This window comes from Mesorhizobium sp. M0923 (assembly GCF_040319365.1).
Classification (GTDB): domain Bacteria; phylum Pseudomonadota; class Alphaproteobacteria; order Rhizobiales; family Rhizobiaceae; genus Mesorhizobium.
Map to the genome: position 1 here is coordinate 1 of NZ_JAMYNW010000032.1, position 12,517 is coordinate 12,517.

At 60.3% G+C, this 12,517-nt stretch carries 13 protein-coding genes; 4 read left to right on the forward strand and 9 right to left on the reverse strand.

What is annotated here, in order from left to right:
* Window positions 1-113: 113 nt before the first annotated feature.
* From NKH89_RS32660 to NKH89_RS32670, 3 genes are all read right to left on the reverse strand, one after another.
* Window positions 114-980 carry a sugar ABC transporter substrate-binding protein gene (locus NKH89_RS32660; RefSeq protein WP_502896974.1) on the reverse strand — a complete coding sequence of 289 codons (867 nt, stop codon included), beginning with the start codon at window positions 978-980 and terminating at the stop codon, window positions 114-116.
* Between the two features lie 141 nt (window positions 981-1,121).
* Window positions 1,122-1,907 (reverse strand): ATP-binding cassette domain-containing protein, encoded by a 786-nt coding sequence (locus NKH89_RS32665; RefSeq protein WP_352911393.1) that lies wholly within the window; start codon window positions 1,905-1,907, stop codon window positions 1,122-1,124.
* Window positions 1,904-2,956: an ABC transporter permease gene (locus tag NKH89_RS32670; RefSeq protein ID WP_352911395.1), complete on the reverse strand. Its 1,053-nt coding sequence runs from the start codon at window positions 2,954-2,956 to the stop codon at window positions 1,904-1,906. Before NKH89_RS32670 ends, NKH89_RS32665 begins: the two co-directional genes overlap by 4 nt.
* A gap of 161 nt (window positions 2,957-3,117) precedes the next feature.
* On the opposite strand from NKH89_RS32670, the gene NKH89_RS32675 reads away from it, so the two are divergent.
* On the forward strand, window positions 3,118-4,029 hold the full coding sequence (locus NKH89_RS32675; protein ID WP_352911398.1) for a GntR family transcriptional regulator: 912 nt from the start codon (window positions 3,118-3,120) through the stop codon (window positions 4,027-4,029).
* A gap of 134 nt (window positions 4,030-4,163) precedes the next feature.
* Here the strand turns inward: NKH89_RS32675 and NKH89_RS32680 are convergent, their stop codons facing one another.
* Genes NKH89_RS32680 through NKH89_RS32690 form a run of 3 tightly spaced genes read right to left on the reverse strand, consistent with a single transcriptional unit; the run spans window position 4,164 to window position 5,698 of the window.
* Window positions 4,164-4,757 (reverse strand): DJ-1/PfpI family protein, encoded by a 594-nt coding sequence (locus NKH89_RS32680; RefSeq protein ID WP_352549507.1) that lies wholly within the window; start codon window positions 4,755-4,757, stop codon window positions 4,164-4,166.
* The gene (locus NKH89_RS35915) at window positions 4,723-4,986 is read right to left on the reverse strand and encodes a hypothetical protein (protein WP_502896972.1); all 264 of its coding nucleotides are present in this window, start codon (window positions 4,984-4,986) and stop codon (window positions 4,723-4,725) included. Before NKH89_RS35915 ends, NKH89_RS32680 begins: the two co-directional genes overlap by 35 nt.
* Window positions 4,987-4,996: 10 nt before the next feature.
* Window positions 4,997-5,698, reverse strand: coding sequence for a GntR family transcriptional regulator (locus NKH89_RS32690; protein ID WP_023718518.1), 702 nt, complete (start codon window positions 5,696-5,698; stop codon window positions 4,997-4,999).
* A gap of 329 nt (window positions 5,699-6,027) precedes the next feature.
* Between NKH89_RS32690 and NKH89_RS32695 the strand changes: the two genes are divergently transcribed.
* Genes NKH89_RS32695 through NKH89_RS32705 form a run of 3 tightly spaced genes read left to right on the forward strand, consistent with a single transcriptional unit; the run spans window position 6,028 to window position 9,589 of the window.
* On the forward strand, window positions 6,028-7,251 hold the full coding sequence (locus NKH89_RS32695) for an iron-containing alcohol dehydrogenase (RefSeq protein WP_352588832.1): 1,224 nt from the start codon (window positions 6,028-6,030) through the stop codon (window positions 7,249-7,251).
* A gap of 17 nt (window positions 7,252-7,268) precedes the next feature.
* On the forward strand, window positions 7,269-8,756 hold the full coding sequence (locus NKH89_RS32700) for an NAD-dependent succinate-semialdehyde dehydrogenase (protein ID WP_352911401.1): 1,488 nt from the start codon (window positions 7,269-7,271) through the stop codon (window positions 8,754-8,756).
* A gap of 11 nt (window positions 8,757-8,767) precedes the next feature.
* A complete protein-coding gene (locus NKH89_RS32705; protein ID WP_353043774.1) occupies window positions 8,768-9,589 on the forward strand; it encodes an alpha/beta hydrolase in 822 nt (273 codons plus the stop codon).
* Between the two features lie 126 nt (window positions 9,590-9,715).
* On the opposite strand, the gene NKH89_RS32710 is transcribed toward NKH89_RS32705, so the two are convergent.
* Genes NKH89_RS32710 through NKH89_RS32720 form a run of 3 tightly spaced genes read right to left on the reverse strand, consistent with a single transcriptional unit; the run spans window position 9,716 to window position 12,507 of the window.
* Entirely contained in the window at window positions 9,716-10,795 is a 1,080-nt protein-coding gene (locus NKH89_RS32710; protein WP_352911407.1) for an ABC transporter ATP-binding protein, read from the reverse strand.
* A gap of 10 nt (window positions 10,796-10,805) precedes the next feature.
* Window positions 10,806-11,651, reverse strand: a complete 846-nt coding sequence (locus tag NKH89_RS32715) for a carbohydrate ABC transporter permease (RefSeq protein ID WP_352484910.1) — start codon at window positions 11,649-11,651, stop codon at window positions 10,806-10,808.
* Window positions 11,644-12,507, reverse strand: a complete 864-nt coding sequence (locus tag NKH89_RS32720) for a carbohydrate ABC transporter permease (RefSeq protein ID WP_245278558.1) — start codon at window positions 12,505-12,507, stop codon at window positions 11,644-11,646. Before NKH89_RS32720 ends, NKH89_RS32715 begins: the two co-directional genes overlap by 8 nt.
* Window positions 12,508-12,517 lie beyond the last annotated feature (10 nt).

Sequence of the window (12,517 nt, forward strand, 5' to 3'; positions counted from 1 at the left end):
CCACACAGTCTTCTTGTTTTGGAGCTTGATTACTTAAACACCATCCTTATCCATCCGTGCGGCCCTTCAAGCCCACTGTCGGCGCCCCCCCCCCCCCCCCCCCCACTGCTGGATCACTCGAAGTCCTTGACGTTCTGCAGCGTCACCAGCCCGGCGCCGGTATCCACATTGGCCTCGACGGGTTCCCCACGGATGGCCTTGACGACGGTATCGATGCCAAGCTCACCCATTTTCGCCGGAAATTGAGCCACGCTGGCGTCCTCCGCCCCTGACTTGATCGCTTCGATCTCACCGCAGCAGGCGTCAAAGCCAACCACTATGAGGTTGTCGTTGGCAATGCCGGCATTGCTGATCGACTTGACGGCTCCAGGGATCGGCGGGCCGCAGGCCGAGTAGATCGCCTTGAGATCAGGATTGGCGGTCAGGATGTCTTCGGTCACTGACGTGCCAAGTTCCAGCGTGCAGTTGGTTGCACCCTTGCCGACGACTTCGACCTTGACGTCGCCCAATCCTTCCATCATGCCCGTGACCCGGTCATCCAGAGCCGGCACCCCGGGAACGCCTTGCAAGATACCGATCTTGTCACCGCTCTTGAGCACCGTCTTCAGATACGCTCCGGCGATCTTGCCGCCGTTGAGGTTGTTGGTCGAGACCAATGCCGTCTGGCCTTTCCAGTTGGGAATGCTGTTGTCGACGAGAACCACCTTGATGCCGGCGGCGACCGCCTTGTCGAGCGCCGGCGCGACCGTCGGGTCGACCGGCGTGATTGCCAGCCCCTTGACGCCTTGCGTGATCATGGACTCGATCAGTGCGATCTGACCTTCGATGTCAGTAGCCGCCTGGCCCTGCCCGGTGACCAGCTCGATTTCCGGATGAGCGGCCGCGTATTTCTTGGCGGCGTCCTCCATGGTCGAGTAGAACGGCACCGGGAATTTCGTGATCAGGCCGATCTTGATCTTGTCTGCGGCCGAAGCCGGCATAGAAAACGCAACGGCGATCGCCAGCCCTGCGAACAGTTTTCGGTTCATTGGCATTGTTTTCCTCCCTTGGATTGAGACGCCTCCCTGCGGGAGACGCTTCAGGCATTTGCGGACCGGAACGGTCCCCAAATCTCGAACGGGTCAGGCTCCAACGATCATGGAAACCAGCTCCTGTTTGTTGTCCTTGGTCGGCACCAGTTCGCCGACCCTGCGGCCCTGGCGAAGCACCACCGCGCGATCGGCGAGTTCGACGACGTGTTCCATGTTGTGAGTGATCAGGATGACGGCATTGCCCTGGTCGCGGAGCGCAGCAACCAGATTGAGCACCTGGCGTGATTCACGCAGGCCGAGTGCGGCGGTCGGCTCATCCAGAATGACAACCTTGCGGGCGAATACGGTCGAGCGGGCCACGGCAATGGCTTGTCTTTGTCCACCCGACATCATGGCGACGACGGCATCCAGCCGCGGCAACGTGACCTTGAGATTCACCAACAGAGCGCGGGTCTCGGCGTCCATTCGGCGCTGCTGCAGAAATCGCAGGCCGCGCGGAAGCCATTGCGGGCCAGCTAACTCGCGACCGGCAAAGAAGTTCTGTCCCGGTGTCAGATTGTCGAACAGCGCCAGGTCCTGATAGACGGTCTCGATGCCGGCGAAGCGCGCATCCGCAGGGGAGCGTATCTGCGTTGGCGCACCATCCAAAAAGATCGCGCCGGCATCGAGTTGGTGCACCCCGCTGATGCATTTGGTTAGCGTCGATTTGCCCGCGCCATTGTCGCCGAGCAGGCCGACGATCTCGCCTCGCCGAACCTCGATGCTGACATCATCCAGCGCCAGAACCGAACCGAAACGCTTGGTAGCACCGCATACCGCCAGCACGGGATTGTCCGCGGTGATCGCATGATCGGCGTTGGCCGCAGCAGCGATCATGACTGCCTCCCGGCTTGCAGGACACGCACACGTCCTTCGAGGTAATTGCGCAGCACGTCGGACTCGACCGCTATGACGATGACGACGCCGATGACGATGAGCTGGAAAAAGACGTTGACGTTGAGCAGGTTGAGCGCGTTGCGGATAACGCCGATCATGATGGCGCCGATCAAGGCATGGCCGAGGTGGCCGCGACCGCCAAGAAAGCTGGCGCCGCCAATGATCACCGCCGCGATCGTATCCAGTTCCAGCAGATTGCCGAACAGCGGCGAACCGGCGTCGGTGCGGCCGGCAAGGATGACGGAACCGATGCCCGCGCACAGCCCTGAGATGACATAGACCGAAACCAGGACCAAGGACACGGGAATACCCATGCGCAATGCAGCGTCGGGGCGGCCGCCAACGGCGTAAATCCAGCGCCCCCAGACCATGGTTTTGGCCATGACGAAAAGCACCGCGGCAACGCCGGCAACAACGAAAACCGATCCAGGCAGACCCCAGACCGCGTCGCGGCCAAGCGCATCGATCGAATCCGGCATGCCAGGGATGGCGCGGCCATCGGCCAGTTGTAGCGCCAACCCCTTGGCGATGCTCAATGTTGCCAGCGTGATGATGAAAGGATGCGGCAGTCGGCCGAAGACATAGAAGAGCCCGTTGATCGCGCCGACCGCGGCACCGCAGCCGACCATCACCGCGATCACAACGATGGCGGGGGCGCCAGCATGAAAGCTCAGCGCGCCGACGACGGAAGCCAGCGCAAGGTTCGAGCCGACGGAGAGATCGATGCCGCGTGTCAGGATGACCAGATGCTGGCCCATCGCCACAACCGAGATGACGGCCGTCTGGGCGAGGATGTTGCTGAGATTGCGTCCTGTCAGGAAATAGGGTGACAGAAAGCTGAGGACGGCGACCAGCAGCACCAGGATGACGACCGGACCAGCGCTCAGCAGCATCAGGCCAAGCGCAAGGCCGGGGACGGCTTCTGACTTCCTGGATGCTGGCAACGCGGCCTCGCCGACAGTCGTGCCGGTGTTTCCCGTTTCAGGCAAATTTCCCCTCCCCGCCGCAGCTTGTGCGAGCCGCGTCGTCAAAAACTCAATTCGTGCCTCTTCTTATCGATAAAAAACAACCAGCAGGGTCGGGTCAAGTTGTTTTTTATGGATAAAGTTCATGCTAAAAAGGACAAGGTATTGTTCCAAAGGAAAATCCGATGAGAACGGACACCGTCTACAAGAAGGCCTTCAATCGAGCTGCAAATATGCTGCGCGACGGACAATTGGCCGGCGAACTTCCTTCCGAAAATGAGCTTAGACGGCGAATGTGCGTCAGCCGCACAACCGTCCGAAAGGTTTTGCGAGAACTTGTTAACCGCGAACTTGTCACCGAACGCCACGGCCTCAGAGCGACGGGCCGCGCGGTCGGCGACAGCGACTACTATCCGGACGCCGAAACTACGCCTCGCGCCAAACATGTCGAACAGCAGTTCATGGAGTGGATGCTGCGGGGTGACACCAGGCCCGGAACCAGCATCAATGAGCTTGAGCTTGCACGGCAATTCGGTGTTGCGACCAATGGAATTCGCGAATTCCTGATCCGCTTCAGCCGGTTTGGACTGATCGAGAAAAGGCCGAATACAGGCTGGCTTTTCAAGGGTTTCACTGAAGACTTTGCACTTGAGCTCTTCGAGATCCGGGTGATGTTTGAACTGCGTTCGGCACAACTGTTTTCACTGCAGCCGAACAGCTCTCCGCTATGGTCGAAACTCGCCGCGCTCAAGATGGCGCACGCAGACCTGCTGGAGCGAATTGAGAGCCGCTTTCACGACTTCTCCGGCCTGGACAACCGGTTCCACCGGCTCATAAACGAGGCATCACCGAACCGCTTCATCGATGATTTCTACGACATCATCACGTTTATTTTTCACTACCACTATCAGTGGAACAAGCAGGACGAAAAGCAGCGCAACCTTGCCGCAATCCACGAACACATTGCCTATATCGATGCGCTTGAGAGCCGCAACTCCACTCGGATTGAGGTAGCCTGCCGAGCGCATCTGGCTTCAGCAAGGGAAACACTGATGCGTTCGCTTACGGGATTTGATGAAACCAGTATCAATGCATAGCGAAAGACCTTTGATCCTGGGAGAAAACTCAGCGCGATGCAGGCGTTTTGTGATCCGAGGCCGAATTGGCGGTGACAAGTTCTCCTTCCAGAAAGGGAACCGACGCACCCCTTTGAGACGCGTCGGAAGAAGGTCTACGCGTGGCGGATTTCTGTCCCAAGCACGTTCAGGCACTCGCGGATAAACGCTGCAAGCGCCGTCCAGCCCTTGGCTGAAACCATCGTGCCGTCGACATATGCCTCCGTTGGAGACAGGTCGATATAAGTGCCGCCCGCAAGCGTCACTTCGGGCTCGCACGCCGCCAGTGCGCCGACCTTCTTGCCACGCACGACGCCGTCTACCGCAATCAGGATCTGCACGCCGTGGCAGATCGTGAAAATGGGTTTTTTGCTCTCGTGGAAGTGGCGCACCATCGCCTGCACGCGCTTGTCGGTGCGGATGTATTCGGGGCCGCGACCGCCGGCGCAGTACACAGCGTGGTATTGCTCCAGCTGCTTCTCAGCGTCGGAGAAGGTCTTGTTGATCAGCGCATAGTGGCCGAGCTTTTCGGTGTAGGTCTGATCGCCCTCGAAATCGTGCAGCGATGTTTTGATCACGTCTCCGGCGCTTTTGTCTGGGCACACGACATGGACAGTGTGGCCCACCGCTTCCATCGCCTGCTGGTAGACGAAGATTTCGTATTCCTCGGTGAACTCACCGGTCAGCATTAGGATCTTTTTGCCTGGCATGGTCGTTTCCTTTCCTATGACAACGGCCCGGCGAGCCATATGCTCGCCCGGTATTTGAGTTTTCAAAGGGTGAATCGGGGGAGTATTCCTTGGCATTGGCCTGCGTGATCAAAGTGGCGTCCAGCTTCACGTTGCCCCGAACCGGTGCCTGCCCAATCAGGTTGGCGACGGTCATGTAGACAGCCGATACGCCTGCCTTCCCTGCATCGATACGAACCGCAATGGACATCGGGACCGTCTCAGTCGAACGCCAGCAACAAGCGGTCGCGGGAATGCTCGATATGGCGACGCATCGCCTGCTCGGCAGCGGCAGGATCGGCCGCAGCGAAAGCGGCCAGGATGGCCTCATGTTCGTCAAGCGCCTCTTCGGTGACGCGCGAATGGAACATCAGGCGAAATATGTGGAAGTGGGTATGCTGGTGCGCCAGCGTTTCGCGCACGAGTTCGTTGTTGGCGAATTCCATGACCTTGTCATGGAAAATGGCATCCTGGCGGGCGAAGTTGGAATACCTCAGGCGCTCGTCCTTGCCTTCACGGCGCGCCATGACGCCCGCCGATTCCTGAAGCTGTGCGAGCTTTACCTCGTCCATGAGCGCGGCTGCCTTGGCCGCGCCATGAGGCTCGAGCAGCAGGCGAAGCTCGTAGAGTTCGTCAAACCGTCGTTTCGTGATCTGCGGCGCAGCGCGGTAACCGATCAGATGCGTCTTCAGCACCAGGCCTTCGCCTTCGAGCCGGCCGAGCGCCTCGCGGATCGGCGTGTGGGAGACGTTGAATTCCTTGACCAGACTGTCGACCGTGATGCGCGAGCCCGGCGCAATCTTCAGCGACATGAGTTGCGCAAAAATCGCTTCGTAGACGTCCTCAACCAGGCTGCTGGAGCGCTGGATACGCCCGCCGGCGAGGTTCGCTTCGTCTAGACTGGGTAAGTTCATGGCCTGCATGTTTTGCCTCTTGACACATTGAGTTGCTAACACGATGCTCCGACCAATGCAATCCTATATCCTATACGATTTTATAGAGGATATAATTTGAGGCTGTTTCAAGACAAAGCAATCGTACTTGCGATGGCCCTGCTGGAGCAGCGGGCCGACTCCGCGGTCCGGGCTTCCTCACCGTCCGAGCCTGAACGGACCGTCAGCGCTCCGGGCGATGGTTCAACGCGTCGGAACGCAAGCGCGCTGCAACTGGGGTTTGGCGTAAAACCCGGCCTTTGGGCCGAGTTGAACGGCCTTTCGCATTCCAATCCAGACATCATCACAGGATGCAGATAATGAGCCTTTTCGCTGCCATAAGGCTGCCGCGCGAAATCCTCTTCGGGAAGGGCCAACGCCACGTCATTCCGGTTGTCGCGGCCAGGCTCGGGCGTCGCGTGCTCGTCTGCACCGATGAACGTTTTGCCGCAACGGGCCCGTTTGGAGAGATCGTCGCGGCGCTGCGAGCCGCCTCGATAGACGTACTGGTGCATGATCGCGTGCTACCCGACGTTCCCCGGGACACCGTTGCCGTCTGCATTGAGGAAGCACGGAGGTTCGCGCCCGACATGGTGATCGGCATTGGCGGCGGCAGTTGTCTCGATATGGCCAAATGCGCCGCGTTGCTCATCACTCACGGCGGTCAGCTCCAGGATTACTACGGCGAGTTCAAGGTGCCCGGCCCGACGCTGCCGCTGATCGCGGTGCCGACAACAGCCGGCACGGGCTCTGAAGTGACCCCGGTCGCCGTAATCTCCGATCCGGATCGCACTCTGAAGGTCGGCATCTCCAGCCCATATCTGATCGCGGCCGCGGCCATCTGCGATCCTGAACTGACGATGACATGCCCGCCGGCATTGACGGCGATCGCAGGCGCCGATGCGCTGACGCATGCAATCGAGGCCTTCACGGCCGTCAGGCGGGGGACCGATCCCCGCCTTCCGCAGAAACATGTCTTTATCGGCAAAACCGCTTTGACCGATCATTTCGCCCTGCTGGCGATCAAGCTGCTTGGCCGAAGCCTTGAAACGGCATACCGCCAGCCCTCTGACGAGGACGCCCGGGCCGACGTGATGATGGGTGCACTGGCCGCCGGCTGTGCGTTCGGAACGGCCGGCACAGCGGCAGCGCACGCCGTGCAATACCCGGTTGGCGCGATAACCCACACCCCTCACGGATTGGGTGTCGCCACCATGCTGCCATACGTCATGAAGTACAACAGAACAGCCGCAGCGACCGAGATGGCCGAGATCGCCAACGCGCTCTGCCTCGATGGTAAAGGCCGGACGCCCGAAGAGTTGGCCGACGCGACCATTGGCGAGGTCAGTCGGCTGTTTGGGGCAATCGGGATCACCCCCTCGTTGGCCGAACTGGGGCTGCCCGCCGATAAGCTCGATTGGACGGCGGAACAAGCGATTGGTATCGAGCGCCTCATCAAGAACAATCCGCGTCCATTCGACTTGGGGTCCATGCGCCGCCTGGTCCAGGCCGCCTTTGATGGCGACCTCGCCAGCATCATGTAACAATCGGGAATATCGAGATGAACACGTTTTCACAGGTTCTGTCGGATGATCAGGGCATCAGCGACTTCCACACAATCTCGCACGGGCTGTATATTGGCGGCCAATGGCGCCAGTCCGCGGATGGCAGGGTGATTCCGGTCGTCGATCCTTCGACCGAGGCTGTCATCGCCGCTGTGCCCGATGCGACCGTGAACGACGCGGCCGCTGCCGTTGACGCCGCTGCCAAGGCAGCCCACGGCTGGCGGACAACGTCGCCGCGAAGGCGTTCCGAGATCCTCAGACGCTGCTTTGAGTTGATGACGGAACGATCGGAGGCACTGGCTACTCTCATCGCATTGGAGAACGGCAAGGCTCTGCGGGATGCCCGCGGCGAGATCGCTTATGCCGCGGAATTTTTCCGCTGGAATGCCGAGGAGGCCGTTCGCATTACTGGCGAATTCGGTATTGCGCCTTCCGGCACCAACCGCATCGTGGTCGACTACGAACCGATCGGCATCTGCGTCCTGATCACGCCTTGGAATTTCCCTGCCGCGATGGCGACCCGCAAGATCGCGCCAGCACTTGCCGCTGGATGCACGGTGATCCTGAAGCCAGCCAGCGAGACCCCGCTTACCGCCTACGCGCTGGCCGCGCTCTATCAGGACGCAGGCGTGCCACCGGGGGTGGTCAACGTCCTGACGACCTCCAGTCCGGGCCCTTTGACAGCCGCCATGCTGGCCGACCCGCGAGTGCGCAAGCTCTCCTTCACCGGTTCGACGGGTGTGGGTCGCGCTCTGCTGGCAGAGGCTGCCGGGCATGTGGTTTCGTGTTCGATGGAACTCGGCGGCAACGCACCGTTCATTGTGTTCGACGACGCCGATCTCGAAGCGGCGCTCGATGGCGCAATGGTGGCCAAGATGCGTAACGCCGGTGAGGCCTGTACGGCCGCCAACCGCCTCTACGTGCAATCTGGCATTTACGAAGCCTTCTCGGACGGCCTCAAGAAGCGGATGTCGTCGCTCAAGGTCGGCCCTGGCACCGACCCGGACACGGAATGCGGACCCATGATCACGAAAAAGGCGGTCGAGAAAATAGATCGCCTTGTCATCGACGCAGTCGCACGCGGCGCGCGGGTCATGTGCGGCGGCTCAGTCCTGTCCGGAACTGGTTTCTTCTACCCTCCTACAGTGCTTCGCGACGTGCCAGGCGACGCAAAGATGGCGCATGAGGAGATATTCGGGCCCGTGGCGCCGATCTCGAGCTTCGACACCGAGGCTGAGGTCATCACACGCGCCAATGACACCGAATATGGGCTTGCTGCCTACATCTACACGCGCGATCTGGCGCGCGGCATGCGGGTGGCCTCCCGGATCGAGGCCGGGATGATCGCTGTCAACCGGGGGCTGATGTCCGATCCGGCGGCCCCCTTCGGCGGCGTTAAGCAGAGTGGGCTCGGCCGCGAGGGAGGGCAGCATCACGGCATTGCCGAGTTCATGGAGGCGAAATACCTCGCCATCAGCATGTGAGCGGAGAAAGCATGCAAGACGATCCCTTTCGCATCCGCGACCACGTCGCGGATTTTGACGAAATCGTGCAGGACTTCGTTGGCCGCAGCGAGGCCGCCCGCGCCACCATTGCGATGACCGCGGACGTGGCCTGCGGACCGGATCCGACCGAAACCATGGATCTGTTCTTTCCCGCGGGGAAAAGAACGGCGCTGCCGGTGCACATCTTTGTCCATGGCGGCTACTGGAGAATGTTCTCCAAGCGCGACTATTCATATGTCGCGACGACGATTACCCAGGCCGGGGCCATTGCCGTCATCCTTGATTATGCTCTGATGCCCAAGGTCCGAATGGCGACGATCGTCGACCAGGTGCGCCGCGCCAAGCAGTGGATCCTGGCCAACATCGCCGATCATGGCGGAAACCCGGCGGCCCTGACTGTCAGTGGTCATTCGGCTGGAGCACATCTTGCAACGTTTCTGTTCAACGACGAGCATACCCCCTCGAATGTAAGGGCAGCTCTTCTGCTGAGCGGGCTCTACGATTTGAAACCGCTCCAGGATTCCTTTCTCGCCGACGAGATTGGAATAACCGACGAGGAAGTCGCCATGTTTACGCCGCTCGCCTGTCGGCATGATCCTCAAACCAGGGCGGCGGTTCTGGTCGGAGCCAATGAGACGCCACCCTTCCATCAGCAAGCCGATCGATTCAAAGCAAGCTTGCTGCGGCAGGGATCGTTGGTAACGTCGCATGTGCTCCCGAACCGCAACCACATGGACAGTGTCAGAGATCTTGGCGTGCCAGGGACGGAGGCTGCTGATTGCCTGACAGAACTGATCGCCAAGGCTCGCTGACTACCCTGCCGAGATACCGCTCACCCAGCGCAGCTTGACCGCAAGCGGTCCGCATTCGCTCCGGATGAGTTCGAGGCGACATCGCGGATCCCTGCGCCACTGCGTCCAGCCGCTGGTATCCACGTCCTAAATGTCGATGCGCTGCTCGCTATCCGGATCGAACAGGTTGACGCTCGCCGGATCGACGGCAAGAAATATTGGCTCTTTGCGCCGGCCGGCAAACCTCGGCGGCAGGCGCGCGATGATCGTGTTCTCGCCGACCTGCACAGTCACCATGGTTTCAGGCCCGGTGGGCTCTACCACGTCGATCTCCCCAATGATCGAAGCTCGATTCTCCGCAACGGTTCTCAGCTCTTCAGGCCGTATGCCCAACATCACCGGTCGCTCAGAGTCCACCTGCCGGTTCCGCGTCGGCAACACGATCGATACACCGCTCGCTTGAAACCGGACACCCTCCGAATCCGGGACCAGTCGTCCGGCAAGGAAGTTCATTGCCGGAGATCCGATGAAACTTGCCACGAACATATTGGCGGGCCGTTCATAGATGGTGCGCGGATCGCCCAATTGCTGGATGTAGCCGTTTTTCATGACGGCCACCTTGGTGCCCAGCGTCATCGCCTCGATCTGATCATGCGTGACATAGACGATGCTCGTGCCGAGACGCTCGTGCAGGCGCTTGATCTCCGTGCGCATTTCCACGCGAAGCTTGGCATCGAGATTGGACAATGGCTCGTCGAAGAGGAACAGCTCCGGGTCGCGCACGATCGCGCGGCCCATCGCAACGCGCTGCCGCTGTCCGCCCGAAAGGTTGGCGGGGCGTCGATCGAGCAGATGGGAGATTTGCAACATTCGCGCGGCATCTTCCACGGCACGCGTGCGCTGGTCGGCGCCCACGCCACGCATTTCCAATCCGAAGCCGATATTCCTCGCGACCGACATGGTGGGATAAAGCGCGTAGGATTGGAACACCATCGCGATATTGCGGTCCTTGGGCGCAAGGTCGAGGACCGAGCGTCCACCGATCAGGATGTCACCGCCGGACGTGTCGTCGAGGCCGGCAATCATGTTGAGCAAGGTCGACTTGCCGCATCCGGACGGCCCGAGCAGAACCAGAAAGCCTCCGTCCTCGAGCTCGATGTCGACCCCGTGAAGAACCTGTACGGAGCCATAGGACTTGCGCACGTCCCTGATGGAAAGTGTCGCCATGCGAGTACTCCTAGCCTTTGATGGCGCCTGCGGTCAGCCCCTGAACCATGGTTCGCTGGACAATCGCGAAGAGCACGATGACCGGGATGATGCTGAGAATGCCGCCTGCCGCCAGAACGCCCCAAGGAAGCTGGAACTCTCCGACCATCAGTTGCAGGCCCACGGGCCAGGTGCGAGACCCCTGCCCGGTCGTGAGCATCAGGGCGAACAGGAACTCATTCCAGGCCGCGATGGCAATGAACACCGAACTTGCGACCAGGCCGTTCCGCGCAAGGGGCATGACGATACGGACCATGGCGCCAAGCCTTGTCGACCCGTCGATGCGAGCCGCGCTCTCGAGTTCCTTAGGTGCCGAATCGAAGAACCCCTTGAGCATCCACACGAACAGCGGCAGCAGGAAACTCGTATAGGCAAGCGCTAGGCCGAAACGGCTGTCGACGAGCCCCACACCGCGCATAACAACATAAAGGGGAATGATCATCATGACTGCGGGAAACATGCGAACGACAAGATAGCCGAGCATGAGCTGATCTCGGCCTCGAAACGCGAAGCGAGAAAATGCATAGGCGGCAAGCGTGCCCGTGACGACGCAGATCGTCACCGTCAGCAAGGTAACGACGAGGCTGTTGCCTATAAGCCGTGGGAAACCTGACTGCGTCCAGATGGCGACATAATTGTCGAAGGTAACGCGGCTCGGGAGGTACTGCATCGTCTGGGTGACAATGTCGGCCTCATATTTGAGGGATGTCAGGAACATCCAGATCATCGGACCGATGCAGAACACCGTCAGGCTTGCGAGCACGATGTAGGTGGCGATGTTCGCGATCATCCGCCGGTGACGCTTGCTTTCAATCATCGCCCTGTCCTTTGGTAATCCTGGAGATGCGGATATACCCGGCCGCGAAGATCATCAGGGTCACGAACATCACCACCGACAGGGCGGATGCGTAGCCGAAATTGAACTCCTTGTAGGCAGTCTGAAAGGCGTACAACGACAGCACTTGCGTGGCATCTCCCGGTCCGCCACCGGTGAGAATGAGGAGCAGATCGGGCGAATTGACCAGACCGATGACGCGCAGGATCACTGCCGCCGCGATCACGGTCTTGAGCATCGGCAAGGTGATCAGCCTGAGCTGCGCCGCCAGGCCTGCGCCGTCGACCGCCGCTGCCCTGTAGAGATCCTCGGGAATACCCTTCAGGCCCGCGAGCAGCAGCAGCGCGAAGAATGGAAACCCATGCCAGGCCTCGACGAGAATGGTCGCCGCAAGCGCAGTATTGGGATCAGCAAACCATGCCTTGTAGGCCTGCAGGACGCCTAGCCGGACAAGAAGATCGTTGATGACTCCGAGCCGCGGATCGAGCAGCAAGGCCCACATATGGCCCGCTACGACATTGGGCAGGAAGTAGGGAAGCAGGATGAGCACGGCGAAGATTTTCGTGCCCGGCAAATCCCTGTTGAGAGCTGTCGCGGCGAGAAGACCAAGCGATAGTTCCAGCACGACCGCGGCAGCAACCCACACGACGGTGTTCTTCAATGCGATCCAGAATACCGGGTCTGACCACATCGCTAGATAATGTTTGAAGCCGACCCAGCCATCCAACCCGGGACGCGTCAGACGCATCTCGCGAAAGCTGATTGCCATGCCGTAAAGCGTCGGATAGGCGATCACGAGAAGGATAAGGGCGAGGCTGGGAAGGAGCAGCAAATACATCCAGTATCGG

Coding starts and splice junctions, on each gene's coding strand:
- NKH89_RS32695 (WP_352588832.1), top strand. CDS start 6,028: ATGAGCCTTTTCGCTGCCATAAGGCTGCCGCGCGAAATCCTCTTCGGG.
- NKH89_RS32665 (WP_352911393.1), bottom strand. CDS start 1,907: ATGATCGCTGCTGCGGCCAACGCCGATCATGCGATCACCGCGGACAAT.
- NKH89_RS32660 (WP_502896974.1), bottom strand. CDS start 980: ATGCCGGCTTCGGCCGCAGACAAGATCAAGATCGGCCTGATCACGAAA.
- NKH89_RS32690 (WP_023718518.1), bottom strand. CDS start 5,698: ATGCAGGCCATGAACTTACCCAGTCTAGACGAAGCGAACCTCGCCGGC.
- NKH89_RS35915 (WP_502896972.1), bottom strand. CDS start 4,986: ATGTCCATTGCGGTTCGTATCGATGCAGGGAAGGCAGGCGTATCGGCT.
- NKH89_RS32715 (WP_352484910.1), bottom strand. CDS start 11,651: ATGATTGAAAGCAAGCGTCACCGGCGGATGATCGCGAACATCGCCACC.
- NKH89_RS32675 (WP_352911398.1), top strand. CDS start 3,118: ATGAGAACGGACACCGTCTACAAGAAGGCCTTCAATCGAGCTGCAAAT.
- NKH89_RS32700 (WP_352911401.1), top strand. CDS start 7,269: ATGAACACGTTTTCACAGGTTCTGTCGGATGATCAGGGCATCAGCGAC.
- NKH89_RS32720 (WP_245278558.1), bottom strand. CDS start 12,507: ATGTATTTGCTGCTCCTTCCCAGCCTCGCCCTTATCCTTCTCGTGATC.
- NKH89_RS32680 (WP_352549507.1), bottom strand. CDS start 4,757: ATGCCAGGCAAAAAGATCCTAATGCTGACCGGTGAGTTCACCGAGGAA.
- NKH89_RS32710 (WP_352911407.1), bottom strand. CDS start 10,795: ATGGCGACACTTTCCATCAGGGACGTGCGCAAGTCCTATGGCTCCGTA.
- NKH89_RS32705 (WP_353043774.1), top strand. CDS start 8,768: ATGCAAGACGATCCCTTTCGCATCCGCGACCACGTCGCGGATTTTGAC.